Genomic DNA, 24473 nt, shown 5'->3' with positions numbered 1-24473 from the left:
TCTCTTCGCGGGTCACAGGAAGTCTGGGGCGTCGATGCCGAGCAGGGCGAGGCCGCCGGCCAGCACCGTCCCGGCGGCTTCGGCGAGTGCCAGCCGGGCGCGGTGGGCGGCCGAGGGTTTCTCGTCCCCCTTGGGCAGGACCTGGTGCTGGAAGTCGAGGAGCGCGTCGGCGACGGCGACGAGGTGCCGGGTGAGCCGCTCGGGGGCCTGGTGGTGCGCGGCGGCCTCCAGCACGAGCGGGTACTCGCCGAGCAGCCGCAGCAGGCCGTGGCCGTCGGCGTCGTCCCCGGGCCCGGCGGGCTCGGCGGGCTCGCTGACGAACCCGAGATCGCCGGCGTTGATCCCCAGGGCGCGCGCCCGGGCATGGGCGTACCGCACCCGGAAGAACTCACTGGATTCGTCCTGGACCAGCAGGGCGGGGGCGAAAGAAGGGGTCTCGCGGGCCGGTACGCAGAGCATGGCCCAGGCCGCGGCGTCCGCCCCGTACGCGGCGACGACGTCCCCGTCCCGCCGGGCGACGGGCGCGACGCGCGGCACGGGCCCGTCCGGGACGCCCTGGCTCTCCTGGATCCGCCGCACGGCGGCCCGTACGACGCTCCCCCGCGGCTCCGCACCGGGCGCGTACCCGTACCGGGTCCCCCGCACCCGCACCTCGCGCACGAGCGCGGCGGCGGACAGGGGTGCGAGGCTGAAGTTCAGGAATCCCGGGCCGGTGATCTCCACGCCCAGGATCCCGGGCTCGTCGGCGAGGAGCCGGCCCGCGAGCACCCGGGCGACCTCACGGGGCTCCAGCCGGGCGCTCTTCGCCACCTGGAGCGCGACGGGGCTGGCGTACTCCCCCACTCCTCCGGGCCGGGTCCGCTCGACGACCACCCGTTCGGGCACGCCGGCGGCGAGCTCACCACCCTCGACGGCACGGCGTACGGCTTGTACGACGGCACGAGAGAGGTCGGCGGGGATCACGGACCCAGCCTAGGCGAGAAGCCCCTGGGCCATGCATCCGGTTTCGCCATGTGAACAGGAGGGCGCGCTCAGGCCCCCCGGCCGGCCCTCCCCGCAGGGGCACCCTTCCGCTCGACGAGCCGCCGTACGACCCGCACCAGCTCGGCGGGCTCGAAGGGTTTGGCGACGAACGCGTCCACCCCGGCGGCGATCCCGGCCTCGACCTCGTGCTGCGTACAGGCGCTGACGATGGCGACGGGCACGTGCCGCGTCCGCGGATCGGCCCGCAATTGCGCGGCGGCCCCGAACCCGTCCAGCCGGGGCATGACCACATCAAGGGTGATCGCGTCAGGACGCACCCGGTGCACCACGTCCAGACACTCGGCACCATCGCTCGCGGTCACGACCTCGAAGCCCTCCAGCTCGAGATTGACCTTGATCAGCTGCCGGATGACCTTGTTGTCGTCGACAACAAGCACCCGGCCCGAGGCGCCTGGCACAACTCGAGAGTAGGTCGCCCTAAGCCCCCGCGTCCGGGTTTTTGCCACTTCCACCCCCTCCGGGCGACCGACCTCCCCCTCCCGCCCAAATCGGTTCCTGATCACCCCGTGGAAGCTGGTAGTGTTCAACCCGTCGCCGCAACGCGAACGACACGCCCCCGTAGCTCAGGGGATAGAGCAACGGCCTCCGGAGCCGTGTGCGCAGGTTCGAATCCTGCCGGGGGCACTTCTGCTGGACCAGCGCGATCACGGCGCTGACCTGCACGAGCGCCAAGCATGAAGACCTGGACCCAGTCCCACTGAGTCCAGGTCTTTGCCGTTGTTACGCACTGGTCGCGATAGACCTGCGATAGACCTCCACGCCAGAAGCCCCTGCGTCCGCCCTTAAATCCAGGCACCGCTTCCTGCCTCGGCGCTAGCCTCGCGTTGACTAGTGGAGCGAAGCCTCGGGGGGCGACATGCGAGCACGTAGTACATGGCAACGGTTCTCCCTTGGCACCAAGGAGGCCATCGAGACGGCGCTGTACACCAGCGGCATGCCCGAGGAGACCCTGGCCCTCTACTCGCGGTGGTGGCAGCTGGAGACGTACCTCCGGTCATTGATCTACGTCGAACTCAGATCCGTTCACGGCGTCGACTGGACCAATCACATTGGTCAAGGCGCAACCACGAGACGCGAGAAAGACGAGTCGCGTAGCTACATGGCTACAGCTGACTGGGAGGACCCTCTGAGCTACCTGGATGTCGGGAAGCTGTTTCCGCTCCTAGAAGCGAATTGGGACCTGGTCGGTCCGTCACTGATGGACAAGGTCACTCTGCTTGCTCGCACGCCTGAGCTCCTCGCAATTCGCCACCGCCTCGGACACTTGAGACGACCTCACAGAGACGATCTCGGCCGCCTGGAACAGACACTCCGCGATCTGGAGAAGGGCGCCTTTACCGCCTATGCCTCTTACAATCGCGAGCTGCGCGCCCCCAACCAACTAAATGACCCGGTTGTGGCCGCATGGGTGCGTGAAGAGCACTCCACTGCGAAGCGTCTTCTCCTGCACGCCGAGCGCCAGTACAACGTTGCATTTCAACTCTCGTACACAGTCCGCCCCTTCGCCTCTGCTCCTGAGGAACATGCTCCCATCAGTGGCAGCAGAGGGTTGCTCTGGAAAGCAACGTTCCATCTGAGAGGTCAGGAGGTTCAACCGTCTTCCCTCTGGCGAGAGAACTACCTGGACGGCAACGTGCGCCAACTCCTCGTCCATATGCTGCTCGACCCTGGAACGGTCTCTTTCACGTTTCCAGCTGTGGACGACGCCGATCGGGTGGCCGATGCAATTGGCGAGGCTTTCGATGCGGTTCTGCTCAATGTGAGACCGCGCCGCGGTGCAACCGAGCGAGAGCTGAGTGAGTCACGGATGCGAAGCATCCACTTGGATCCTCGAATCCAGAGGGACTCTGGATGGAGCATCGTGGACGACACCACCGTGCCTATCAGCATCTTTGGTGCTTGACGGGGACGTCGGGCCTAAAGGCCCGACGCCAGCTCACAACGGCCAGTCCAACTCCTGCTCGATCTTCCTGTTCATTGCCTCTTCCTGGCCGTAGATACAGCCCTCATATACGCGGTGGATCACCTCGGGTGAGTTGCCGACTCTTCGAGCCACCTCGGCCACTGGTACCCCTGCATTCAGCCAAGTCGTGATGCAGGTATGCCGCAGGTCGTACGGCCGTCCGCCGAGAATGGATGCCTGGAGGTCCGGCGGGAGCGCGTACTCACGGGCGTCCTTCCACACCCGCCAGTACGTGCTGCTGCCGACCAGTCCGAGCCGCTCGTTCGTAAAGAGCCGGCCGTCCTTGGCTGTGCCAAACTCGCGAAGGTGGTCACGGAGCACGGCGACCAACGGCGGCGGGATCGGGACCGGGCGGTCTTCTTTAGCCTCGCGGGACTTCAGGCCTCGCTTGTCGTGGCGCTGTCCGCTGTCGGTCCACTGCTTCCCGGAGACGGGATTCGTGTCGCGGAGGGTGAGTGTCCCCCACCCCTTCTCAGGCAAGTGGCAGTCCCTCTGCTTCAGCCCCACAGCCTCGCTCGGGCGCAGCGCTGCGAAGTACATGACGGCGAAGAAGGCGACTAGTCGGCGCCCCTTCTTGCGGTCCCATGTCCCGACGTAGGAGACCGCGGTCAACAGCTGGGCAGCCTGTGTCTTGTTCACGAGAACCCGCGGGTCCACGCGGTCCGATGCTGAGGTCTTCACCTTCTTGAGCGCCACAAGGGGGTTCTCCATCAGGAGCTTCCGCTCGATGGCGTACTCCACCGCCGTGTTCAGGGCTCGGCGCCGGCGGCGTGCCGTCTCCCCTGCGGCCGGTGCACCATCCAGCTTGAACGAGAGGCGATAGTGGACGTCTCGCAGGATCTTCGGGTCCTCCAGAGCCGAAACGAGCAGCGCCCGTTCTGAAAGCCATCGGTAAGCGTCATCGAGTTCGGCTGGCGGCTCCCAGTCGGCGTTCGCCGGTACAACGGCCCAGCGAAGAGCGAGGCGTAGTTGCTCCACCTCGGGCATCTGCTTGCCCTGCTCCACCATGGCCAGGGTGACGGCCGCGAGGCCGTCCGCGATGCCCTCGCGAGTCTTGGCAGCAGCCGTGGGCCAGCGCATGGCCATGTACTCACGGCAGAACGTGAACCAGGACAGTTCCTCGCGAGCATCCGCGGGCTCTGCGGCCTGCGCGGCGGCGCGGACTTCCGACTCAGGAAGGCCGTCCTTGATGCGGAAGGCCTCGCCGCGCTTCATGGCCAACCACAGTTCGGACCGGCGGCTTCCAGCAAGCGCCACGGTCGCGAACGTCTTACTGCTGACCTTGCCCCCGACAATCCAGCGGAGTTGATAGGGGCGGGTCTTGCTCTGCGCCTTGGTCACATTCCACAGCCGGATGTCGAGGGAAAACCCTTCCGGGCCCGAGCTATTGATCTGCTCGGACCCGGGATCAGCGCCGTTCGTCACGCCGTTTCCTCCCGCATCTCCAGCCAGCGGGTCAGCTCCGAGCGCCGGATGCGCACGGACCCGTTCGGGAGCTTGATGGACTTGGGACCTTTCTTGCACTGCCGCCAGCGGTAGAACGTGGCTCGCGGAACACCGATTTCTTCGACCACCTGCGGAATGGTCAGCATTTCGTCGCGGGGCTTGGCCACGGCGAGGCTCCTTCGGGGAAGCAAGAGGATGGGTTGAGGAGCAGAAACCCCCGGACCGCTGACAGAACTGACAGAACCTGGGCGAGAACGCGCTGACCTGCGAGTTCCGGGCTAGGAGTGGCTCTGACAAAACTCGCGAAAACTCTGACAGAACCTCCGGCGGCGGGTTCTGCCACGGTCGACGGGTGGGTTCTGTCAGAGTTTCCGGAGGTTTTGTCACGACGGCCGGAGGGCCTGTTTGTGCAGGTCAGCGCGCTAGATCGGAGGTTCTGTCAGTTGTGTCGGTCTGACCGGGGTTCTGTCAGGCGTCGCCGCGCACGAGGCGGGGGTGCGCGTCGTACTTCGGGGAGGGCGGCCGGCCGCCGCGTCCGGTACGCGGGGGCGGGGGCTGCTGGCGGATCCAGCCGTGTTCCTCCAGCAGGCTCAGGGCCGGGTCGAGGTCGGCCATGGTGGGAAAGTCCCCGCGGGAGAGCTGGCGGAACAGGTCCCGTCTGGTGAAGCCGGTCAACCGAGCATCCCCGAGGTGCGCGAGAACTTGGCGGGCAGCGTCCTGTGCGGGGGCAGCGCCCATGGCGTCGAACACGTGCTGGGCGTGGGCGGTGAAATAGTCGCCGAGGAGGGTGGCGTCGGCCAAGGTCGCGGCCTCGATGGGGCGGGTCCATCCGCTGTCGGGGTGGGTGGCTAGGTGGAGCAGCCCTGCAATACGGGCTACGGCCCCGTCCCGCTTGCTGGCCCACTTCACGATGTCCGCGAGTGAGCCGCCCTTCCCGATCCGGGATTCGGTGACCTTCTGGTAGGCGAGCATGACTGCGTCGGCCTCGGTCGTGAGGGTGAGCACGGCCGGGTCGGTCCATTCATGCAGGGCCATGGCCAGCCCGCCGAGCTGGCGCCTGTATGTCTCGGCCACGTCGTCCGGGATGAGTTGCGGGGTGAGGTTGCGCCGGCCGACGAGGGATTCGGGCTGTGCGTACAGGAACCGGGCCAGGAGTCCCCGGCCGTCGGCGCCTTTGATCTGGCCAATGGACTCGAGGACTTCAGGCTGTACCGCCAGGCCCATGGTTACGGCGGGGTGTTCGATGTGCTGGGACTCGCGGCCCTGACGGTTGACCCGCACCATGTCCCCAGCGTGGCCCTTGAGGAAGATCTCCATGTTCGGGGTGCCTGAGTAGAGGCCCGCGATGATGCCGAAGATGCCGCCCTCGGGTGAGAGCACAGACATGCGGCCGTCCTGCTCGGCGAGGAGGGTGGCCAAGCTCTCCTGGGTGACGTCGTCCGCAACGAGTTGAGGCTTGCAGGGGACCTTGATCTCCTCGGCGGCCTGGGCCAGGGCAATGGCTTCGGCAGTGAGCTGGTCTCGCATTCCGGCCTCGGCGTTCGCGGCCTTGGCCGCGGCCTTGTCGGCGGCGGCCTTCGCGAGGCGTGCGGTGGTCTCGGCCTCGGCGCGTGCGGGGCCGGAGAGTTCCACCAGGGTCTTCTCCACGGCCATGAGCGGCTCGGTCATCAGGGCGAACACGGCGCTCTTACGGTTACCGGGATCCAGGGCGACGGCGGTGTAGAGGTTGACCGGCTCACGCCAGCGTCCGCGCACGCAGACGGTGGCCCGTCCGCCAGCGGCGGTGGCGATGACGGCGAGGGCCAGGCATCCGGCCAGATCGGCGGGTGTCTGTGTCTCCTCGGCGACGGCCGCGACCATGGCGGCCAGCCACGGCGGGAGCGTGTTCACGGGGAAGCCCGGCAGATCACGGCGGGCTGTGAGTAGGACCGGCTCGTCCCATGCCGGTCCGGTCACGTCCTCGGCAGTGAGGGCGTCGAATCCGGCCCACAGGTCGGCGTCTGCGGAAGGGGTGCTCATGCCACATCACCGGCCGCGTTGTGAGTGCTGCGGCGAATGCCGTCGCGGATGCTGGCAGCAATCCGGGAGGGCGCGAGCCCCTTCGGCGCGGCGGCGGTGAGCGCGTCGGTGACTTCCGTCTCCGTGAGGGTGCCTGCGGCGATGAGGCGGCCGAGGGCGTACGCCGCGTTGTACAGCGTCGTGTTCTGGGCGCCGGTAGCAGCAGCCGCGACCTTGGCGACCTCGCCGTTCAGGGCGGCCGTCGCGTACCGGTCTGCCTTGCCGATGCGGGAGCGGAGAACGGCCACGGGGACCGGGGCGGGTGCGGGAGGCGTGATGAGCAGGTCACCGAGCCACGTGGGGAGAGCAGCCGGGGGCGCGTCGTGAATGATCTCGTAGGACCCGGTGCCGACGGTGCTGCCGGCCGCGACCACGTACCCGCCCCAGGCTCGCGTGTCGACCTTCCACCCCAACCGTCCTGCGCTCCCACGTAGCCGCTTTTCGGCGGGGGCGGTGAAGTAGAGGTGCTGTCCGCCACGGCGGGTGCGCACCGTGAATGTCTCAGTCGGCAGCCGCTCACCGGCTCGCTCGCAGATCATGGCGAAGACGTCCAGGCCATCGGTCGCCCCCGCCCAGTCCGCGGGCGCGGGTCCGTCGTCTTCCTTGGGGATGTCGAGGTCTACGACGAGGAGTCCGGCGGGGCCGGTGGCAAGGCCGACGTTGTAGGGGGCCGTCTGCCAGCACGCGGTGATCTGCTCGGTGTCGAGGGTGGCGCGCTGTTCGGGGGTGCGGTGGCCGTCCGTGCAGCGGCCGGTGCGGGGGCAGTTGCGTTCGGGGTGTCCGGCGGGCCGCTTGTCTCCGGGGCGGAGCGGGAAGACGGGCCAGCCGCGCTCAGCGGCGGCCAGAGCGGCGCACAGCAGCGCCGGGGTGGGGGTTGGTGTCATGCTGGGGGTTCTCCTGTTTCTGCGAAGGGACGGAGAAGCCGGGGCGGTCGCGGTCTTGTGGTGAGAGGCGACCGCCCCGGGCACAGCTAGAGGTCGGTGAGCGCGGCGGTGGGGATCTCGTAGACGTCGATGACGTCGTTCACGCCGTGCCAGCGCCCCGGGACGTGGTGGATGTAGACCACGTGGAGCGGGATTCCATCGCGGCCGGTGAAGGCGTACACGTTGACCGCGTCCACGTTCTTGGGGCTCTTTCGGGCGCTGCGGATGTGGGACAGGGCCGCGATCACGCTGATGCGCTCGGGCCGGTAGCTGAGGCCATCGACCTGCGTGTACATCGTGGGGTGCTGCGTGGTGCTGAGGGCAGGGCTGGTGCTCACGACGGTGGTCTCCTCAGTGGTGGCGGATCCAAAGGGCGTATTCCTGACGGACGTAGCCGCGGGGCTCGCGGACGCTGTCCGGGTGGTCGGGGGTGTAGGGGCCGTCGGCGTAGCCGGACGGGCCGAGGCCGGCGGCGTGGTCGATCTCCATGAGGCGCCGGGCAGCTTCGACGGCGAGGGTGGCGGCATCGCCGCCTGCGGGCTCGTCGTCGGTGACGGCGATGCGGTCCAGGAGTGCGGCCTTGCGGAGCCAGAACTCGCGGCCCTGGATGCCGTGCAGGTAGTCCCGGGCCGCTCGGAAGGTCCACCCGATTTCGCTGATGATGCTCGGCGCGGTGGCGTACGCCGCCTCGGGTGCGGGCCAGTGGCGCATCACGACATGTCCTCAGGCGTCCACGCGGCGGCCTGCCAGGCCTTCCACTCGGCGCGGTTCACGCCGAGGCGGTGCGGAGCGAAGGCCGTGGCGGCCGCGAGCGCGAGGGTGGCGTGTACCTGTGCAGCGGTGAGGTAGTACCGCTCCATGTCAGAGCCGCTGGCCATGTTGAAGGACTCCTGGAGGTATTCCTCGGCCTGGAGGTAGTGCTCGGGTCCGGTCATCGGTCTTTCCTTTCGGCGGTGGGGAGCTGCGGGAGTCCGGCGTCGGTGAGGGCGTACGGGTTGAAGCCGGGGAGGGCGGCGCGGGTGATGAGGGCGTTGGCGAGCTGTTCGGCGTAGGCCGCGCCGGAGCGGGCGACTTCGATCTGAGCTCCGGCGCGCAGTGCTTCGACGCGTTCGACGTGTGCGTGGTCCTCGCGGCGTCCGAGGGTCTGCCGCTCATGGGCGACGGTCTCGCGGCGGTCGGTGCGCCAGTAGCGGGCGGCGAGGCCATAGGCGACGGCGGTGGCCAGCGCCCACAGCAGGATCGGCAGGGAGAGGCCATCGGCGTATCCGGCGACTCCGGCCAGGGCCAGTCCGCCGGATGCGGCGAACGCGGTTCCGGCGATCACGCTGTCACCGGACCGGCCGCCCGAGGCGAACGCGCCGGCCGTCGCGGCTCCGGTGGCGAGGACGACCATGAGCGCGGCGTTTCCGACGGAGTGTTCGGCGCCGTTGGCGTTCCAGATCCGGCCCAGGATGAGCACGGTCGTGGTGGCCAGCGCGGGGGCGGCCTTGGGGGCGAGGTCGATGGCCCAGTGCCGGTAGGTGATGGGCTCGTTCATCCCTGGCTCCCCAGGTCCGAGACGGCCTTGATGATCGCGGTGGTGAGTTCGTTGATGGGGCCGGAGGCGCCGGTGGAGGCGAGGAAGAAGCCGAACATCATGGCGATGAACGCGGAGCCGTAGCCGAGGGTCTTGGAGCGGAGGAGGAAGAACAGGACCAGCCCGAACAGGGCGACGAGCGAGAGGGTGATGGCCATGGGTTATCCCTTCGGGGCGAACGTCTTGCGCGGGGCGGGGTTGGCGTCGCGGTAGGCGCGCAGCCAGAGGTTGTAGAGGTGGCGGCCGGTGCGGATGCGCTTGCCGTGGCCGTCGCAGCGGCGGCAGTGCTTGCCGCGCTTGAGGCGGCCCTTGCGGTCGGTCTTCATCGCGTAGCCGAAGCCACGGCACTTGCGGCAGGTGCCGAACGGCGATCCCGCACACAGACTGACGTAACCGAGAGTGATGACGAGCAGGCAGGCGCTAGCAAGGAGAGTGAGGGCCATGGGTTGCCTTCCAGGCAGGTTTCCGGTGTTTGTGCAGGTCGGCTGCTAGGTGCGAGATCGCTGATGGGGGCCGCTTTGGGGTGCTAGCGGGGGTGCTAGACCTAGCAGAGCGGGCCGCTAGGTCTAGCAGCGGTGCGGGTCAGTTCGCGGACCGCTTCCCGTCACGCTGGGTGATGGCGGTGGTGATGTCGGCGCGGGCGATGCCGCGTCGGGTGGTGCCCTTGCCGGCGGTGGTGGAGCCCCAGACGTCCTGGGCGGTGATGCCGTGCGGCTTGAGGTTGGTGGTGACCGTCTCGGCCTTCCAGCCGCTGTAGACCTCGGGGCGCAGGGCGGCGAGGCGGGTGGCGACCTTCTCGTTCCAGACCTTCTCCTCATCGGCCGGCACCACGCGCAGGATGTCGGCGAGCAGGTCGAAGGAGGCTTCGCCGCTTTCGGGTTCCTGGCCGATGGCGTGGCCGGTGACGTTGCCGTACTCCTCACGCATCCGGCGGGCCCGCACGACGACCTGTTCGGCGCCGAGCGCGTCCACGAACGCGGAGGCCACGATGCGCGGGTCGTCTCCCTCACCGGCCATCCAGCAGATGCCGCGGTCGGTGCGGGAGAACATCGTGGCCCGGTACCCCGCCTTGTACATCGAGGTGCCCAGCACCATGTCGTTGGCGGGCTGACCCATGACCTTCAGGCAGAACCGCAGCACCGCGTTCGCGCTGATGCCGGTGGGCAGCGACTTCGCGTCCGGGCGCTGGGTCCCGAACAGGGTCACCATGCCGAGGGCCGGGCCGCGCTTGCCGAGGTCGGTGCAGATCTCTTCGATCTCGGCGCCGTACTTGTCGTGCTCGAAGGGAACCTGGCACTCATCGAACGCGGCCACGATCGGGTGCAGCCCCAGGGACTTGTCGTTGGCCAGGTCCGGGGTCACCTTCGACTCCGGGCAGCGCGAGCGGGGCAGGGACTTGATGACTTTGGCCCTGCGCCGCAGTTCCTGACGCAGCTCTCGCAGCGATTCGAGAACGTAGAGGATGTCTTCGTCGTCGTCGCCAGCCCGGTAGCGGTGGCAGACCGGTTCCAGCGCTCCGAAGTCGCCGGTGCCCTTGAAGTCGAACGCGTAGAGCTGGGCGCGGGGGTCGAGTGCGGCGATGAGCAGGAACAGGCGCATCAGGAACGTCTTGCCCATGCGCGGGATGGAGCCGACGACCACGGAGGCGAACATCAGGGTCACGGATACGTCGCCCATGCGCTGGTCGTTGCCGAAGACGACCGGCTTGAACAGGTCCACGCTGCCCGACTTCAGCAGCGGCCAGGCGGGCTTCTTGGTCTCGTTCATGGGCTTGTCGCCCACCCATAGGATCAGCCGCCCCTCGTGCTCCGTGGGGTCGGCCGAGGGCCAGACGGAGCCGACCTTGCGGCGCAGACCGGAGGCGAGCGGCTTGCGGGCCTCCATGATGTCCTCGGGGGTGACGCCCCAGGGAAGGTCAAGGTCGGCGCGGTAGCCGGGCCCGTCCCGGGTGATCTCTGAGGTGAACCGCAGGCCGTTCATGTCGCCGCCCTTCTTGATGGCGGCCGACAGCTTCGCGTTGCCGATGTTGTCCAGCGCCCGGAGCACGAGCGTGCCGGTGAGCTTCTGGAGTTCGGTCTTGAGGACGGCGGGCCCGATCACCGGCTGGTCCTGGGGGGCTCCCCAGAAACCGGCGGTGAGGACGGCCGCCGAGGCGAGCACGGCGAGCCAGCCGGGGGCCATGACGTACATGGTCATCGCGAAAGCCGTGCCGAAGATCAGCGCCACCACAGTGACCAGCGTCCGCAGGCGTACCCGGCTGTCCCGCTGCCTTGAGAGCTTCAGGTACTCGGCGGTGTTCTCCTTGTAGACCTCGTACGCCCGCAGGGGCGCCGCCTCGGCGTCCCACACCCAACGGTTCGTGTCCCGCACCAGCCGGGCCATGCCGCGCGGGGCGTGCAGGCCGAGCTGAAGCGCGTACCAGGGGGTGCGGATGCCGTGGAAGGCGGTGGCGTAGAACGCGTTGCTCGCGGCGCGCTGGGTGGTGGAGACGAAGCCCGGCTTCGACTTCAGCCAGGTCGGGATGATCGGCAGGCGCTTGTAGGTGGTGACGCCCGGGGACGGCAGGTCCGGGGAGTCGACCGGCCGCGGTCGGGGCGAGTCGTCTTCGTCGTCGTCCGGGTCGGCCGGCGGAGCCGCCGGGGCGGTCGGGGCCGGGATGGTGGGGCGCTTCGTGGTGATGTCGAAGACCTCGGCGCCGGGGCGCTCGGGCTCTTCGCTCTGGCCGGTGGCGTGGACATCAGACACGGTGGTCTGCTCCCTCATGTCGAGTGGGGTGGAAGGGCCCGGACAGCGCGGTGTTCGGGCCCGCCGTGCTGGTCAGGCGGCGCGCTGGTCTTCGGGGTAGGCGCAGGGCACGCACATGCCGAGCGAGGCCGGGATGACGTAGCCCGCATCCGTGCGGCACTCGGGGCAGGTCCTGCGGGCGGTGTTCGCCTTGGCGAGGGCAGCGGCCTTGCCGGGGGTCATCGGCCGGACCGGCTTGGCCAGGTCGACGCGGTACAGGTAGGCGGTCAGCGGCCCCCGCCGGTAGCGGGGCCGCTCCAGCTGGGCCACGACGTCCTGTCCGCCGGGGCGCAGGCCGGCCGCGCGGAGCTGACGGCGCGTGGCCAGCCCGTCCGGAGCCAGCCGCCAGGAGTAGACGGGTATGCCGTGTCCCGCCATCACGCGGCCGTCGCTTCAGCCGCTGCGGCGCGCTCGGCCTTGAGCGTGTCGCGGAGCAGACGCCCGTTGGCGGAGGAGGTACGGACCGCCTTGCGGATGGCCTCGGCCGTCAGCTCGCCATCGGTCCAGTTGGCCGTGACCGACCGGGCCTCATCCAGCAACTCATCCGAATCCCGCGTCGGTCGGGGCGTGCGGGCCGACTTCGGTACCCGACCGGTTGCCCGACGCGGAGCCGACTCCACAGCGGGAACCGACTTCACCGGAGCCGACTGGGGAACCTCGACCGGCTCGACTACCGCAACCGCCTCGGGCAGGGCCACCGGCTCGATCGCGGGGATCGGGTCGGCCAACTCAAGGACGGGAACGTCGGCTGTCACAGTCGGCACCTCGGGGGTCGACTCGTGCAGGTCAGACCCCAACCGATTTACGGTGATCTCTAGCGTTTCATCCGGCTTTGCGGGGGCGGTGAGCATGGCGGCCAGGGCGGCGTCTGCGCCACTCGTGAGCCGGTCGCGCTGCACGTCCAGCAGTCGGGCGCCCAGCGACGCGTCGCCCAAGCCGACCTTCCGGGCCAGTCGCCACGATGTCTGGTCGGACCACTTCCGAACCAGCGTCCACGGGTGGTTCGCGGCACGGGCGCGGTGGTAGGCCAGGGACCGCACCACAGCAGCGGCTTTGGCTTCCGCCTCGGCGTCGCGGCCGTCCTGGTGGACCACGATCCGCCGGGCGAGGAACGCCATGCCCTCGGCCGCAACGCACATGCCCATCGGGGTCACGGCGTAGATCACGGTGCGGCCCGGGTCATCGGCAGCCATCGCCGCCATGACCGAGGCGGCCGCGGGCAGAGCCCACAAGCCCACCCGGATGATGCGGGGGGACGACTGGCCGAGCATCGTCAGCCCGAGCAGGACCAGCGCCAGAACCGCAGTCGCACCCTCGCCGGCCGCGACCGCGCCGAGCGCCGTGCCCTTGCCGTAGGCGCGGCTGATGTTGCTGTAGGTACCCACGCCACCGGCGACGCCGGTGGCGAGCATGGGCAGAAACGCGGCCGTCAGTACGACCCTCTGCACCACGGTCAGTGACGTGCGGGTCTTCATCACGCCGCCTCCCCACGGGTGCCGGGGCGACCGTCGCGGCGGCCGTTGACCGTGCTCATCGCGGGGACGGTCAGCCGGTGCGCGATGCGCCAGCCTCCGCCGTGCTGCTTGGCCTTGTACATCTGCTCATCCGCGCGCCGCAGCAGTAGCGACAGGTCGCCGGATCCGGTGCGGTGGTAGGCGGCGCCGATGGACGCGTGGACCTCGATCGGCCGGCCGTCGAACGGCACCGGCTGGCCGAGTCGGCCGGTCAGCATGAACAGGTCCACGCGCAGCTTGTCGATGCCGTAGCCGGGGATGACGGCGGCGAACTCGTCCCCGCCCAGCCGTCCGGCGATACCGGCGTGTTCCTCGGCCCACCGGCCCAGGCGCTGCCCGGTTGCGCGGATGACCGCGTCTCCGGCCGCGTGGCCGAGGGTGTCGTTGATCTCCTTGAACCGGTTGAGGTCCAAGACGAGCACCGCGCGCTGGCACTTCTGGGCCAGGCTCTTGCGGGCTCGCCCCTCGAAGGCGTCCCGCGTCCACAGCCCGGTCAGCGGGTCGCGACGGGCAGCGTCGATGCGGCGCCGCATCCACAGGCTGTGCACCGACCAGCCGGACGCGAGCGGTAAGGCGGCGGACAGGGCCGTCATGGTGTGGCTCATGCTGCTTCCCCCGCCCGCGTGGAGCGGTCGGCGTCACGGGCGGCGCCCCGGAGGAAGGGAACCGTGCGGGTGAGCGCGTCGGCGTAGAGCGCGTCCCACGCGGCGATCTCGTCGCCACCCTCACCCAGCACGGCCAGTTCCGCGATGACCTCTCGGGCCACCGCCTCGCGGGCCGCCCGCTCCTGGGCGGTCTCCGGGGCGAGCGGGCCGCGGAACAGATCCCGGTCGAGCCCGGGGGGCAGTTCATCGAAGCCGAGCGCCAGTTCCTCGAACTCGGCGGGGTTCACGATCTGGTGGTTCCCGATGTACGAACGCATGTGGATCTCTCCTGATGAGCGAAGGGAACCGGGGCGCCTCGGTCCGTGGTGAGAGGCAGCGCCCCGGTGGTGAAGCCCGAAACTTCGCGGCTCCCCTCCACCCCGGCCCGTGCCTGACGGGCGGGGTGGAGGCAACCGGCCGCAGCACTGCGAGCACTGCGGAAGGGAGAGCGAGCCGTGCGAGCAATGCCGGGCGGTGAAGCCCGGAGACGCTTCGCAGGGCGGTTGAGCGTCGACGCGAGGGGCGCGGCTGGCCGTGCCGGTCCAGTACGGCCAGCGCCCGTAGATGTCGGTGGATCACAGGGGCCTCCAAGCCGGAGGAACGAGGCTTCACCGGAGCGCCGTTGCCACGGCGCTCCGGTACCGAGCCTTAGAGAGTCGGGGGCGTCATCGTCACTGCTCTGACGCCAGCAGGGCGGCGCGTACCGGGTGGCACCCCTTTGAAGCGGGGCGTTCTCCAGAGCCAGCACGCAAGAGAAGGTGTTGCCGCCGACGACTGCCCGTCGCCATGGGGACGGGGGTCACGCCCCGTCTCGTTTTGCTTGGCACTCTGTTGAGTTCTTAAGGAACGGACGCTGCCTTCGTACTCGCCCCCTCGGGCTTTCCTCCGGGCACAGCTCGTCACAGGCATCGATGCAGGCCAGCGCGGAGAACCGCCCCGATCAGCATGCGATACATGCTTGAACGTGTATTTCACAGTGGCCGCCCTGATTGCGCTTGTCAAGCTCCTCGCTCAACCGGGGCTTCCGTGTGATGTGCCCTCAGAGTGCCGCCGCGGGGCGGGACAAAGTCACCACGTCCCTGGACGACTTGGGACGTCCTCGGTAGCGTTCCGCAGGTCGAGTACGTCCCTGGACGTCCCTGGGGGTGGGATGGCTAACGAGCGGTTGCGATCCGCGATGCTGACGCAAGGCATCACCGTGGAAGCCCTGGCAGAACACGTCGGGGTGGACCCCAAAACCGTGGAGCGCTGGATCACCAAGGGGCGGGCGCCGTACCGCCGCCATCGCCTCGCCATCGCGGCGATGCTGCATGAGGACGAGTCGTACCTGTGGCCGGAAGGTCTGCCCGACTCCCAGCGCAAGGACGCTGCTGACGCCGAAGTCTTGAAGGTGTACCCACACCGGTCCTACGTGCCGGCCGAGCTGTGGCTCCAGATGTTCGGCAGGGCTGAGCGGGAAATCGGCGTACTGGTGCACGCGGGTGTATTCCTCGCCGAAAACCCCCGATGGGCGCGGCTCCTCAAGCTGAAAGCGGCTGAGGGCGTCCGGGCACGCATCCTGCTCGGAGATCCGGAAAGCCCGGAGATCCAGCGCCGCGGCGAGGAAGAGGAGATCGGAGAGGGCGTGGCCTACAAGGTCCGGGAGGTCATGAAGCTGTACCGCCCGCTCTACTCAGTGCCAGGTATCGAGTTTCGCCAACATAGGTCGACCCTGCACAACTCGCTGTACCGCTCGGATGACGAGTGGTTGGTGAATACGCAGGTGTACGGGGTAAGCGCGCCCCTGACCCCAGTTCTCCACCTGCGCCGCGTGGCCGGCGCTGAACTGGTCTCGACATATCAGCAAAGCTTCGAGAAAGTCTGGGCCGAAGCCGTTCCCCTCGAAAGGTGACCCATGAGCCGCCGCACCGACTACTTCAACGACCCTTCCGCCCCGAAGGCCAACAGCATCGTGCCCGCGGTCACGGCCTTCGTCGTCAACGACGCGGGCGACGTCCTTATGGAGCGCCGGTCGGACAACGGGCGCTGGGGAATGCCAGGGGGCGTTCAGGAGATCGGCGAGAACATCGCCGGAACGGTCGTCCGAGAGGTCCAGGAAGAGACCGGCATCACCGTTGAGGTCGTCGGCCTGGTGGGCATTTTCACCGACCCCGGTCACGTCATCGCGTTCGCAGACGGCGAGGTTCGCCAGGAGTTCTCGCTCTGCTTCCGCGCCCGGCCGGTCAGCGGCGAGATCAAGGTGAGCTCCGAATCCTTCGAGGTCCGGTGGATCCCTCGATCCCAGGTCGATTCCCTCGACATGTCGCCGACCACGCGCCGACGCCTCGAAGAGGGCTTCCGGGAGTCCCCGACTCCCCGAATCAGCTGAGCGCCTGCCACTCCGCCTCGGCGCGGCGCTGCCTTACCCGAGCCACCCTGGCCAGCAGTTCGGGCCGGGCCGCGGAGACGGCGCGATAGACGACGTGTTCAGGGCCGTATCGATGGAGCACTTCCGCCAAGCGCTCTTCGGGATCTACCAGGGCGCCGGTGGGGCTGCTCGTGAGGTCGCAGAAGGTGATCGCATCCACCAGGTCTGACTCCGCAGGACCGAACTCCGCGAGAGCATCGCTCAGCCCCAGCTCAAACGCCTCCCACGGCGATGACGTGTGGAAAGCCACGAGACTGCACAGGCGCGGATCGGCTCCGACGACATCCCGCAGGTACCGGGCCCCGTCAATCATGTGCTGCCCGGTGTCGACGGCGGCCTGGGCGTATCCGACATCGTGCGCGATGGCTGCTGCGGCCAACAGTTCGGCATCCTCCCCCAGGGCCGGGGCCAGGCTCAGGGCTTGGGCGTACACCTGCCGCGAGTGAGCCCACCGCTGAGGAAGGCTTTCGGCGAGCAGAGACTCTGCAAGCTCGTGCGCCCACTTAGTCAGCTTCACGTCTGTTCCCTCCGAGATGGCTCGCTTCAGGGGGTCGAACTGACGAACCGCCCGACACCATGCTGTGCCGTGACGTACCCAGCCGTTTCGAGTTCACGTACGGCACGGCGCACGGTGCCTCTGGCCACTCCGAAGGTCTCTGCAAGATCAGCCTCACTGGGGATCCGAGCACCAGCCGGAAGGGCACCCTCACGGATCTGAGCTAGCAGGTCGTTCATGATCTGTTCGTATGGGGCAACCTGACTGCTTCCGGAGACCCGCCGGCCTACGCCCGCCACGGCCGCGATGTCCCCAGCGTCTTCCAGCGCACGCAGTGCCCGCCGGACGGTCGTACGCGCCACGCCGAACTCTCGCCCGATTTCAGCTTCCGACGGCAGACCGTCCGGGTACGCACCTTCGGCGATCCGAACGCGCAGGACCTCTGAGATCTGCAGGTACGTACCCCGCGGGCTCGGTTGCGGCACGAGACCATCCTTCCCTGGAAATCTCCGGAGCATCTGTGGGATCCAGCTTCGCACTCCAGCCCGGAAGGTTGCACTACACCGTCGCCGACCTGCGGCAGACAACGGCGGGATGGGATAGCGCCGGTCACACACTCCGCTTGCGGCCCCTCCGCGGGTGCGGCTCCCAACCCAAGGCTGTGAGCCGCACAAAAGAGAGGTTGCACGTTCTCCCGTTCTCGACGCACTAACTAGGTGACGGGAGACTCAGGTCGACCTGTCCCACGGGACCCGCCGTCCCCACTCGGGCTGAGATGAAGGCGGCGGGTCCCGAATCACGAGCGACAAGAGGTGCCGAACCGGTAAGCATCGCCACATAGTGTGACGACCCGATGGATAGTTGTATCCAGCCGGGATTTTTGCGTTGCCCGGGTAACGACTGCTTCACTATCTGTGGTCGATCAGTCGACCGGCGTCCCGCCGTACTTCTTTCATGCCCGAGTGGGGGCGGCGGGGCGATCTCCGGTAATGGGACAGGAGTTCGTTCCTTGGCTCTGTTGGTTTCTGACCCTGCACCGCCTCGATCTGGGGCGGCGCTGCAGGGAATCATCTGGTTCGGCGGCCTGGTCATCTTCTTCTTCATGGCCGACATCATCGTCCCGGACATCCCACCTTCCATCGATGACTACCGCAAGGCCGCCCTACTGAGTTCGTGGGTGGGTCTGGGTGGCTGCCTCGGCTGGGCTGCCACAAGGAAGGCTCGGGAGACGGGCAGGCGAACCCTGGACTGGTTCCTGGCTGAATTCTGGAACCGCTCGCCCGGACCTCTGAATACGGGTGCACCCGAAACGGCCAACCCACCGACGGAGGGTGCGACCGAATCGGCTAACCCGCCGACGGCGGGAGAAGAGAACTGACCGGGAAAGATCCCGAAGCAGCTCGGCCTCAGTCCTTGAAGACTGAGGCCGAGTTTGCCGCGTTGTACACAGAACTATGGCCTTTGGTAATTCGCCGCATGATGCACCTGGGGGCCAACTCAACAGAGGCCGCCGACGCCACACAGGAAGCCTTGGTGAGCCTCCTTCTATCCATTAAGTCTGGTAGGGAAGTGACGCACCCTAAGGCTTGGGTGGCGACTGTCGCTACCCGATACTTCTTTAGACAGAAGCATCAAGACGCAGCCTCTTTCGCGGAGGTTCCAGATATCGTAGACCCTCTCCTAATAGAAGAAGAGGTTATCGCCTCCGTAGATGTACACCGGGCGTTGCAAGCACTCTCGGAACGACAGGCAGATATCATGCGACTTTACCTACTGGGATTTCGCCCGAACGAGATAGCCGAGTTGACGGGCGCAAGCGAGGCAACGGTTCGGTCGAACCTTCGGCACGCCCGAAGGAAAATGCAAGCCGAGCTACTTCCAAGGGGGCGATCCGCCGGACAGCAGCATGACGGCTTCGCGCACAGCCAGCCGACCACAGCACGCGCCCACGGCCGGTGAGTCCAGACTGGAATCGTCTGGACTCCTGCTCGATAAGTAGCGCGGTGACTCTGCTACGGCGCAGCAGTCTCCGGCGCCTTCGCCGGTCGTGGGCCAGGCAACAACGTCCCCGCGCTCGCTGTCTGCCGCCTCACGAGATTCCGCAGTTCGGCGGGCGTAGGCCATGGTGCGCTGCGGTGGATCATGCGGTGACAGTTCGAGCAGATGAGGGCCAGGTCTGAGAGCTTCGTTGTGCCTTCTCCGGCCTCATGCAGCGGTACCACATGATGGCACTCGATGTAGCCCTCGCCGCGCTCGCCGTAGACCAGCGCGAAGTCGAAGCCGCACGCCTCGCAGGCGAGGCTTCCGCCCGCTTTCAGTACCGCGGCAATCTTCTTCTTTCGAAGCCCCTTGTTGCGCTCACGGGTGCGGTGTCGTCGGTACAGCACACGCCCCTCAGGGGCGCTGGCTTCGTCCTCAGCATCGTCATCGTCCTCGGCCAGTACTGTCTCAAGAGTCCCCGCCTTGAGTCCTTCGCGGAGCAGCTGGGCGGCTTGGGCCATCTCGGCCGGCCGGTCAAGAAAGTCCTGGAGAACGACAACGTCCAGTCGTCCGCCGTTCGTGCGCTTCCCTGTGTAGTCGGGGTGGTGCGTCGCGATGTCGTAGGTCTTTCGGGCCGCTCCGTTGCGGTTGCGATAGGTGGCGGCTCGCTCTTCCTCCGGATAGGCGGCGAGGGCCTGCAGAAGGGCAGAGAGTTCTGCGATACGTGGGTCTTCCGCAGCGAGGCCCTCCCACCCGTTCCGCACGACCACGTCGCAGGCAAGGATCAGCTCGTCCCTCGTCCACTTTGGGTTGCGAGACACTACGACCTTGAAGCCCTCGCGCTTGAGCCAGATCACCGCCTCCCCGAGACCGCCGTTGAACTGCTGCCAGGTGAGCGGTTCGCCGTGCTGATGCTTATGGGCCACGCCGGCAATGGCCTTGGAGTCGTACTCCCTGTCTTCGTGCACCAGCAAGTAGGTGCTGGCTTCCCGGTAGCCGTAGCGGTCGAGGAAGGTGTCACGCCCCAAGGCGTCGTACTCCTCCAGCGTCTTGAGGATGTCGTCCCGCGAGATCAGTCCCTTGGCCATGGCCACGCAGTGTATGCGGAGGGTCTGACAACAGTGTCTGCGGGCACCTGCGCACGGTATGCGATAGAGATCGGTTTCTTGGGGAGCCTATTCCGAGGAAACGGCAGGTCAGGTGGCATTTCGATGGTCCCGTAGCCATGCCCTCCGGAGCCGTGTGCGCAGGTTCGAATCCTGCCGGGGGCACTTCGCAGGAAGTGCCCAAAGACCCCGCCATCAGCGGCAACGCTGAGACGGGGTCTTCGCGTATGTCCGGGGGCCTTCGGGACCACCGCTCACGGGGCCCCGGTCTCCTGTGGTGCGTACTTGACGGGGCATCGGGCCGTGACGGGCCGCCGGCCGGGCCCCTAGTCCGTTTCCCTCACGTAGCATCCCGAGCGGTCCTTCGACGCGGCGAACCTGGGCAGGTCGTTGCGGAAGAAGTAGATGCCCCTGCTCGGCTCCCCGTCGCGGATCTCCTTGGCGGCCCTCTCCGAGAGGACGATGCAGAACGCCTTGGTCAGGGGGGAGCGGCTCCCCGTCCGGGTCAGGCGCAGTTTCCCTTCGTACCGGCCGGCCCGGAAGTTCCAGCCGTCCGCCTGGAAGAGGAAGATCGGCTGCTGGGGCTTGTCCTGGCTGACGATGAACGGGGCGGGGTCCGCGGACCACTGGTAGGACAGCCAGCTCGCCTCCGCGTCGAAGTTCCAGGCGCCGAGCTCCCTCCAGTAGAAGACCGGCCGCTTCGACGAGGCGAGGGCTCCCGTGCCGGTCAGGTCGAAATGCGCGTCGCGGATGACCTCGACGTCCTGGGTCCTGATTCTGGCGGACACGGTGGGCTGGACGAAGAACTGGACGTTGTCGTCCTCCATTCCGATGCGCATGAAATGCGGGAGCGAGAGGTCGATCTCCGGCTTCCGCTGGAGTTCGGTGAAGTTGTAGAGCGAGAAGGCCAGGGCGGCGACGGCGGCGATCGTGGCGGCCCACTTGTGCACGGCGTCGAAACCGCTCCTGCCGGACGCCGGCGCATCCTCGTCGCTGTCGGCCATGCCCACACCCTGGCCCCTGACCGCGGGCGCGGCGCGCTGTGTTGCTCCATCCGGCCGTCGGCCGGGAGCGGTTCCTCGGGCGCGCCCGCAAGTGCCTGTCAGGTGCGGGAGTTGGCCGGTTCGCGGTCGGGTTCCGGGGTCAGGGGCAGCGCCAGGGTCAGGGCCGTTGCCGCCAGGGAGATGAGGCCGCCTGTGGAGAGGGACCAGCGGGGGCCCCAGTGGTCGGAGAGCCAGCCCGTCAGGAGGGCGCCCAGGGGGGTGGTGCCCATGAAGATCAGGGTGAAGAGGGCCATCACGCGGCCGCGGTAGGCGGGGTCCGAGCCGAGTTGGATGCGGTGGTTGGCCGCCTGGGCGAAGTACATCATCGCGAAGCCCGTGAGGCCCAGGAGCAGGCACGCCGTCGGGAGGGTGGGGGCCAGGCCCGTGAGGGCTTCCGTGGTGCCGAAGGCCAGGGCCGAGCCGGTGACCACGGCCGTCGTCGGGCGGGTGCGGCGGGCCGTCGCCGCGAAGGCGGCCAGCAGGGAGCCCGCCGCGAGGGAGCTGCTCAGCAGTCCGAAGGCCGCCGAGCCGGTGTGGAACTCGGTCTTGGCCAGCAGCGGCAGCGTCAGCTGGAAGTTGAAGCCGGCCAGGCCCAGGACGCCGGTCAGGGCCAGCGGGAGGACCAGGTCGGGGCGCCGGGCCACGTAGCGCAGGCCGTCCGCGATCCGTGGGTCGGACGCGGGGGCGGGCGGGCCGTGCAGTTCCGACGGGCGCATCAGCGCGAGCCCCGCCACAGCCCCCAGGTAGCTGCACGCGTTGATCAGGATCACCGGCCCGACGCCCAGGCGCGCGATCAGGATCCCGGCCGCCGCGGGCCCGGCCACCCGGGCCGCGTTGAAGTACGCGCCGCTCAGCGCCGAGGCGTTGGGCAGGAGTTCGCCGCCCACCATCTCCCCCGTGAAGGCGATCCGGGTGGGCACCTCCACCGCGCCGACCGTGCCGAGAGCGAGCGCGAACAGCCAGATGTGCCACAGCCGGACCTCGCCCAGGAGGATCCACGCGCCCAGGAGGAAGGACAGGGCCCCCGACACCAGGTTGGCGAGGATCAGGATGCGGCGCTTGCTGTGGCGGTCGGCGAGCCGGCCACCGTAGAGGGTGAGGAGGAGTACCGGCGCGAACTGGAGGGCGGTGACGACGCCCAGGGCCGTGCCCGAGTTGCCCGACAGCTCCAGCACCAGCCAGTCCTGCGCGATCACCATCATCCAGGTGCAGGTCACCGAGAGCAGCTGGCCGAGGAAGAAGAGCCGGAAGTTGCGGATGGAGAGGGAGTCGAAGGCGCGTTTCAGGGTGTGCACGGTCGGTCGTTTCCCTTCACCCCGTTCCCTCGATTCTCCGTGGGGGCGGAGGACCGGCCACTCGGCGGGGCTTCCGGTGGTCCGTACGAGGACGACCGCCCGGGGTTGGTGGGTTCGGGGAGTGGGTGGCGGCGGGGGGCGTGCGTAGGGTGGGTTCCGAGGCCGCTTTGTGCCCGTTGACCAGGTGCTTTGCGGCGAGGGAGCGCACAGAGGATGGGGCGACGAGGATGCGTGAGCTTGCGGAGACGGCGCGGCAGTGGGCGGCCGAGGGGCGGGTGGCGTTCCTGGCCCGGCCCGTGACCGAGCAGGGGTTCGGGCCCCGGGACCCCGCCGGGGCCGTGCTCGTGGACGCCCGCGGGGAGTGCGTCGGGGCCCTGTACCGCGGGGTGTTCGACGCCGAGCTGGTCGCGGAGGCCGGGGCCCTGGGCGGCGCCGGGGTGACCGCGCGGGTGTGCGAGGTGTCGGTCGGGGGCCGGCGAGGCCGCGGAGGCGAAGCTGACCTGTGGCGGGCAGGCGGAGGTGCTGCTGCAGCCGCTGTCCGCGATCCCCGCCGAATGGTGGGAGCTGCTGGGCACCGGGGCCGGCGTGGCGCTCGTGACCCGGCTCAGCGAGGGCGCGGACGGCGCCGTCAGCGAGGTCGTACGGGCCGGCGACGAGCCGGCCGACGACGCCGGGCGGCGGGCCGGGGAGCTGCTGGGGACCAGGCGGCCCGGGCGCGACGCCCTGTACGGGGGCTCCGGGCTGGTGCTGGTGGAGGCGTACCCGTCGGCGCCGTACGTGGTGATCGGCGGGACCGGGGAGCTGGCCGGGGTGATCGGGGCGCAGGCGGCGCTGCTGGGCTGGGAGTCCGTGGTGGTGGAGAACGCGGCGGACGCGGAGAAGGCGCTGACCGAGCACCGGGACGCGGCCTGCCTGGTGATGCTCAGCCACGATCCGGACTTCGACGTGCCGGTCCTGCGGAACGCGCTCGCGCTGGGGATCCCGTACGTCGGCGCGCTCGGCTCCCGGCGGACGACCGCGCGGCGCCAGGACGGGCTGGTGGCCGCCGGGGTGGGCGCTTCCGAGCTGGCGCGGGTGCACGGGCCGATCGGGCTGGACCTGGGGGCCAAGACCCCGGCGGAGACGGCGCTGGCGATCTGCGCAGAGATCCTCGGGGTGCTCGGGGGCCGGGACGCGCGGGGGCTGCGGGACTCGGACGGGCCGCTGCGGTGAGGGGTGACCGTCCCCCGCGGTGAGGGGTGACCGTCCCCCGCGGTGAGCGACGCCCGCCCCCTTCATCCATTCGGAGTAGGGAGCGGTGTGCGCCCCGGGCGGTGGGGGGTCGGGCCGGGGCCGGTTTCCGGGGGGATTCTTTGCGCTGCTCTCACGTGCAAAAGTAGCAAAAGCGGGAAAATGGGCTCTATGGACACGATCCTCAGCGTGGACAAGATCCTGACCGACATCGCGTGGTTCTTCGTCGTCGGCATCGTCATCGCCGGCGTGATCCTCGCCGGCTTCAAGCTGGGCCAGCGGGTCCGGGAGAAGGAGCCGCCGCCGCCCACCCCGGAGAGCCAGCCGCACCTGCCCGAGGGCGGGGCGGTGCACGAGGTCCGCGAGGAGCGTGACCCGGTGGAGATCCCCGAGGGCGGCCTGCGGCCGCACGAGATGCAGGGCTACGGGAACTTCGGCTCCACCACCTCCGACCACGCCGACCAGGTACGGGCCGAGCGCGAGTCCGGCTACGAGAAGCCCGAGGGCCCGGGACCGCACCCGCAGCCGGGGGCGCCGCCCGACGCGGGACGCGGCGCGCACGCCTGAACTCCCCGCCCGGACCCACCGCCACCGGACCTCTGACCCGCGCCTCCCGCGCAGGTCAGAGGTCCGTCCGCAGCCGCAACACCTCCGGCGGGGGGTGGCGCAGCGCGGTGTGCCGGACCTCGGCCGCCAGCGGCGGGTCCAGCAGGCTGAACGGCACCTCGCCGAGCCCGATCGCGGTGACCACGCCCCCGCCGGTACCCGCGCCCCCGCGCTCCGCGAGGACCGCCGCCAGCTCCGTGCGCAGCACCGCCGAGAGCGGGCTCGACACCAGCGGCGCCTCGTCCTCCTCCCCCGGCAGGACCAGTACGAGCGCCAGCGGGCGGCGCGGGGTGCCGGTGTAGCCGATCACCGCCGCGTCCCGCACGTTGGTGTGCCGGAGCTTGCGCCAGGCGCGCCG

27 protein-coding genes, 1 tRNA gene and 1 pseudogene are annotated in these 24473 nt (G+C 68.9%); 7 read left to right on the top strand and 22 right to left on the bottom strand.

The window, feature by feature from the left end; all coding sequences use genetic code 11:
• Positions 1 to 12: 12 nt before the first annotated feature.
• Both nrtL and SSNG_RS24370 read right to left on the bottom strand, forming a co-directional pair.
• A complete protein-coding gene (gene nrtL, locus SSNG_RS24375) occupies positions 13 to 963 on the bottom strand; it encodes an ArgS-related anticodon-binding protein NrtL (RefSeq protein ID WP_007266573.1) in 951 nt (316 codons plus the stop codon).
• Between the two features lie 68 nt (positions 964 to 1031).
• Positions 1032 to 1490: a response regulator gene (locus tag SSNG_RS24370; RefSeq protein ID WP_128637533.1), complete on the bottom strand. Its 459-nt coding sequence runs from the start codon at positions 1488 to 1490 to the stop codon at positions 1032 to 1034.
• A 106-nt stretch (positions 1491 to 1596) separates the two neighbouring features.
• On the opposite strand from SSNG_RS24370, the gene SSNG_RS24365 reads away from it, so the two are divergent.
• Both SSNG_RS24365 and SSNG_RS24360 read left to right on the top strand, forming a co-directional pair.
• Positions 1597 to 1668, top strand: a tRNA-Arg gene (locus SSNG_RS24365).
• A 310-nt stretch (positions 1669 to 1978) separates the two neighbouring features.
• Positions 1979 to 2947: a hypothetical protein gene (locus tag SSNG_RS24360; RefSeq protein WP_128637129.1), complete on the top strand. Its 969-nt coding sequence runs from the start codon at positions 1979 to 1981 to the stop codon at positions 2945 to 2947.
• A gap of 33 nt (positions 2948 to 2980) precedes the next feature.
• On the opposite strand, the gene SSNG_RS24355 is transcribed toward SSNG_RS24360, so the two are convergent.
• The 15 genes from SSNG_RS24355 to SSNG_RS24285 all read right to left on the bottom strand — a co-directional run bounded on the left by SSNG_RS24355 (position 2981) and on the right by SSNG_RS24285 (position 14230).
• Positions 2981 to 4432 carry a tyrosine-type recombinase/integrase gene (locus SSNG_RS24355; RefSeq protein ID WP_007266570.1) on the bottom strand — a complete coding sequence of 484 codons (1452 nt, stop codon included), beginning with the start codon at positions 4430 to 4432 and terminating at the stop codon, positions 2981 to 2983.
• Positions 4429 to 4644, bottom strand: a complete 216-nt coding sequence (locus tag SSNG_RS24350) for a helix-turn-helix domain-containing protein (protein WP_347232465.1) — start codon at positions 4642 to 4644, stop codon at positions 4429 to 4431. Before SSNG_RS24350 ends, SSNG_RS24355 begins: the two co-directional genes overlap by 4 nt.
• Positions 4645 to 4921: 277 nt before the next feature.
• Positions 4922 to 6472, bottom strand: coding sequence for a YfjI family protein (locus SSNG_RS24345; RefSeq protein ID WP_007266568.1), 1551 nt, complete (start codon positions 6470 to 6472; stop codon positions 4922 to 4924).
• Complete coding sequence (locus tag SSNG_RS24340; protein ID WP_042801791.1) at positions 6469 to 7395, bottom strand: bifunctional DNA primase/polymerase; 927 nt, start codon at positions 7393 to 7395, stop codon at positions 6469 to 6471. Before SSNG_RS24340 ends, SSNG_RS24345 begins: the two co-directional genes overlap by 4 nt.
• A gap of 86 nt (positions 7396 to 7481) precedes the next feature.
• Positions 7482 to 7772, bottom strand: a complete 291-nt coding sequence (locus SSNG_RS24335) for a hypothetical protein (RefSeq protein ID WP_042801789.1) — start codon at positions 7770 to 7772, stop codon at positions 7482 to 7484.
• A 13-nt stretch (positions 7773 to 7785) separates the two neighbouring features.
• Entirely contained in the window at positions 7786 to 8145 is a 360-nt protein-coding gene (locus SSNG_RS24330; protein ID WP_050779718.1) for a hypothetical protein, read from the bottom strand.
• Positions 8145 to 8369: a hypothetical protein gene (locus SSNG_RS24325; RefSeq protein WP_007266564.1), complete on the bottom strand. Its 225-nt coding sequence runs from the start codon at positions 8367 to 8369 to the stop codon at positions 8145 to 8147. The genes SSNG_RS24330 and SSNG_RS24325 overlap by 1 nt, the downstream gene beginning before the upstream one ends.
• Positions 8366 to 8971 (bottom strand): hypothetical protein, encoded by a 606-nt coding sequence (locus tag SSNG_RS24320; protein ID WP_007266563.1) that lies wholly within the window; start codon positions 8969 to 8971, stop codon positions 8366 to 8368. The genes SSNG_RS24325 and SSNG_RS24320 overlap by 4 nt, the downstream gene beginning before the upstream one ends.
• The gene (locus SSNG_RS24315) at positions 8968 to 9168 is read right to left on the bottom strand and encodes a hypothetical protein (RefSeq protein WP_007266562.1); all 201 of its coding nucleotides are present in this window, start codon (positions 9166 to 9168) and stop codon (positions 8968 to 8970) included. Before SSNG_RS24315 ends, SSNG_RS24320 begins: the two co-directional genes overlap by 4 nt.
• Positions 9169 to 9171: 3 nt before the next feature.
• Positions 9172 to 9453 carry a hypothetical protein gene (locus tag SSNG_RS24310; protein ID WP_007266561.1) on the bottom strand — a complete coding sequence of 94 codons (282 nt, stop codon included), beginning with the start codon at positions 9451 to 9453 and terminating at the stop codon, positions 9172 to 9174.
• A 139-nt stretch (positions 9454 to 9592) separates the two neighbouring features.
• Entirely contained in the window at positions 9593 to 11755 is a 2163-nt protein-coding gene (locus SSNG_RS24305) for a hypothetical protein (protein ID WP_007266560.1), read from the bottom strand.
• A 72-nt stretch (positions 11756 to 11827) separates the two neighbouring features.
• Positions 11828 to 12172 carry an RRQRL motif-containing zinc-binding protein gene (locus SSNG_RS24300; RefSeq protein WP_007266559.1) on the bottom strand — a complete coding sequence of 115 codons (345 nt, stop codon included), beginning with the start codon at positions 12170 to 12172 and terminating at the stop codon, positions 11828 to 11830.
• Positions 12172 to 13269 (bottom strand): hypothetical protein, encoded by a 1098-nt coding sequence (locus SSNG_RS24295; protein ID WP_042804042.1) that lies wholly within the window; start codon positions 13267 to 13269, stop codon positions 12172 to 12174. Before SSNG_RS24295 ends, SSNG_RS24300 begins: the two co-directional genes overlap by 1 nt.
• Positions 13269 to 13913 (bottom strand): GGDEF domain-containing protein, encoded by a 645-nt coding sequence (locus tag SSNG_RS24290; RefSeq protein WP_007266557.1) that lies wholly within the window; start codon positions 13911 to 13913, stop codon positions 13269 to 13271. Before SSNG_RS24290 ends, SSNG_RS24295 begins: the two co-directional genes overlap by 1 nt.
• Positions 13910 to 14230 carry a hypothetical protein gene (locus SSNG_RS24285; protein ID WP_007266556.1) on the bottom strand — a complete coding sequence of 107 codons (321 nt, stop codon included), beginning with the start codon at positions 14228 to 14230 and terminating at the stop codon, positions 13910 to 13912. Before SSNG_RS24285 ends, SSNG_RS24290 begins: the two co-directional genes overlap by 4 nt.
• Before the next feature lie 872 nt (positions 14231 to 15102).
• On the opposite strand from SSNG_RS24285, the gene SSNG_RS24280 reads away from it, so the two are divergent.
• Entirely contained in the window at positions 15103 to 15843 is a 741-nt protein-coding gene (locus SSNG_RS24280) for a helix-turn-helix transcriptional regulator (RefSeq protein WP_007266555.1), read from the top strand.
• 3 nt (positions 15844 to 15846) lie between these two features.
• Complete coding sequence (locus tag SSNG_RS24275) at positions 15847 to 16320, top strand: NUDIX domain-containing protein (protein WP_007266554.1); 474 nt, start codon at positions 15847 to 15849, stop codon at positions 16318 to 16320.
• Here the strand turns inward: SSNG_RS24275 and SSNG_RS24270 are convergent.
• The gene (locus SSNG_RS24270; protein ID WP_007266553.1) at positions 16313 to 16876 is read right to left on the bottom strand and encodes an HD domain-containing protein; all 564 of its coding nucleotides are present in this window, start codon (positions 16874 to 16876) and stop codon (positions 16313 to 16315) included. The genes SSNG_RS24275 and SSNG_RS24270 overlap by 8 nt on opposite strands.
• A 988-nt stretch (positions 16877 to 17864) precedes the next feature.
• Here SSNG_RS24270 and SSNG_RS41300 point away from each other — a divergent pair.
• Positions 17865 to 18233 (top strand): hypothetical protein, encoded by a 369-nt coding sequence (locus SSNG_RS41300; protein WP_007266551.1) that lies wholly within the window; start codon positions 17865 to 17867, stop codon positions 18231 to 18233.
• 634 nt (positions 18234 to 18867) lie between these two features.
• Here the strand turns inward: SSNG_RS41300 and SSNG_RS24265 are convergent.
• The 3 genes from SSNG_RS24265 to SSNG_RS24255 form a co-directional block, all read right to left on the bottom strand.
• Positions 18868 to 19923: an HNH endonuclease gene (locus SSNG_RS24265; protein WP_042801787.1), complete on the bottom strand. Its 1056-nt coding sequence runs from the start codon at positions 19921 to 19923 to the stop codon at positions 18868 to 18870.
• 344 nt (positions 19924 to 20267) lie between these two features.
• Positions 20268 to 20945 carry a hypothetical protein gene (locus SSNG_RS24260; protein WP_007266549.1) on the bottom strand — a complete coding sequence of 226 codons (678 nt, stop codon included), beginning with the start codon at positions 20943 to 20945 and terminating at the stop codon, positions 20268 to 20270.
• A gap of 98 nt (positions 20946 to 21043) precedes the next feature.
• On the bottom strand, positions 21044 to 22279 hold the full coding sequence (locus SSNG_RS24255) for an MFS transporter (protein WP_007266548.1): 1236 nt from the start codon (positions 22277 to 22279) through the stop codon (positions 21044 to 21046).
• A 519-nt stretch (positions 22280 to 22798) separates the two neighbouring features.
• Here SSNG_RS24255 and SSNG_RS24250 point away from each other — a divergent pair.
• Positions 22799 to 23491 (top strand): XdhC family protein, encoded by a 693-nt coding sequence (locus SSNG_RS24250; RefSeq protein ID WP_241695109.1) that lies wholly within the window; start codon positions 22799 to 22801, stop codon positions 23489 to 23491.
• 189 nt (positions 23492 to 23680) lie between these two features.
• Positions 23681 to 24076 (top strand): DUF6479 family protein, encoded by a 396-nt coding sequence (locus tag SSNG_RS24245; protein ID WP_007266546.1) that lies wholly within the window; start codon positions 23681 to 23683, stop codon positions 24074 to 24076.
• A 55-nt stretch (positions 24077 to 24131) separates the two neighbouring features.
• Here the strand turns inward: SSNG_RS24245 and SSNG_RS24240 are convergent.
• Positions 24132 to 24473, bottom strand: a pseudogene (locus tag SSNG_RS24240) (ATP-dependent DNA ligase); the annotation flags it as partial.

Origin of the sequence: Streptomyces sp. C, assembly GCF_000158895.1 — a bacterium.
Classification (GTDB): Bacteria; Actinomycetota; Actinomycetes; order Streptomycetales; family Streptomycetaceae; genus Streptomyces; species Streptomyces racemochromogenes.
Note: the sequence above shows the minus strand (reverse complement) of the source record. Positions and strands in the feature narration are given on the sequence as shown.

What these genes read in the sequence shown, in the direction of transcription:
- SSNG_RS24360 (WP_128637129.1), top strand. Translation starts at nt 1,979, where the DNA reads ATGCCCGAGGAGACCCTGGCCCTCTACTCGCGGTGGTGGCAGCTGGAG.
- SSNG_RS24345 (WP_007266568.1), bottom strand. Translation starts at nt 6,472, where the DNA reads ATGAGCACCCCTTCCGCAGACGCCGACCTGTGGGCCGGATTCGACGCC.
- SSNG_RS24340 (WP_042801791.1), bottom strand. Translation starts at nt 7,395, where the DNA reads ATGACACCAACCCCCACCCCGGCGCTGCTGTGCGCCGCTCTGGCCGCC.
- SSNG_RS24330 (WP_050779718.1), bottom strand. Translation starts at nt 8,145, where the DNA reads ATGCGCCACTGGCCCGCACCCGAGGCGGCGTACGCCACCGCGCCGAGC.
- SSNG_RS24325 (WP_007266564.1), bottom strand. Translation starts at nt 8,369, where the DNA reads ATGACCGGACCCGAGCACTACCTCCAGGCCGAGGAATACCTCCAGGAG.
- SSNG_RS24320 (WP_007266563.1), bottom strand. Translation starts at nt 8,971, where the DNA reads ATGAACGAGCCCATCACCTACCGGCACTGGGCCATCGACCTCGCCCCC.
- SSNG_RS24315 (WP_007266562.1), bottom strand. Translation starts at nt 9,168, where the DNA reads ATGGCCATCACCCTCTCGCTCGTCGCCCTGTTCGGGCTGGTCCTGTTC.
- SSNG_RS24310 (WP_007266561.1), bottom strand. Translation starts at nt 9,453, where the DNA reads ATGGCCCTCACTCTCCTTGCTAGCGCCTGCCTGCTCGTCATCACTCTC.
- SSNG_RS24300 (WP_007266559.1), bottom strand. Translation starts at nt 12,172, where the DNA reads ATGGCGGGACACGGCATACCCGTCTACTCCTGGCGGCTGGCTCCGGAC.
- SSNG_RS24295 (WP_042804042.1), bottom strand. Translation starts at nt 13,269, where the DNA reads ATGAAGACCCGCACGTCACTGACCGTGGTGCAGAGGGTCGTACTGACG.
- SSNG_RS24290 (WP_007266557.1), bottom strand. Translation starts at nt 13,913, where the DNA reads ATGAGCCACACCATGACGGCCCTGTCCGCCGCCTTACCGCTCGCGTCC.
- SSNG_RS24285 (WP_007266556.1), bottom strand. Translation starts at nt 14,230, where the DNA reads ATGCGTTCGTACATCGGGAACCACCAGATCGTGAACCCCGCCGAGTTC.
- SSNG_RS24280 (WP_007266555.1), top strand. Translation starts at nt 15,103, where the DNA reads ATGGCTAACGAGCGGTTGCGATCCGCGATGCTGACGCAAGGCATCACC.
- SSNG_RS24275 (WP_007266554.1), top strand. Translation starts at nt 15,847, where the DNA reads ATGAGCCGCCGCACCGACTACTTCAACGACCCTTCCGCCCCGAAGGCC.
- SSNG_RS24265 (WP_042801787.1), bottom strand. Translation starts at nt 19,923, where the DNA reads ATGGCCAAGGGACTGATCTCGCGGGACGACATCCTCAAGACGCTGGAG.
- SSNG_RS24260 (WP_007266549.1), bottom strand. Translation starts at nt 20,945, where the DNA reads ATGGCCGACAGCGACGAGGATGCGCCGGCGTCCGGCAGGAGCGGTTTC.
- SSNG_RS24245 (WP_007266546.1), top strand. Translation starts at nt 23,681, where the DNA reads ATGGACACGATCCTCAGCGTGGACAAGATCCTGACCGACATCGCGTGG.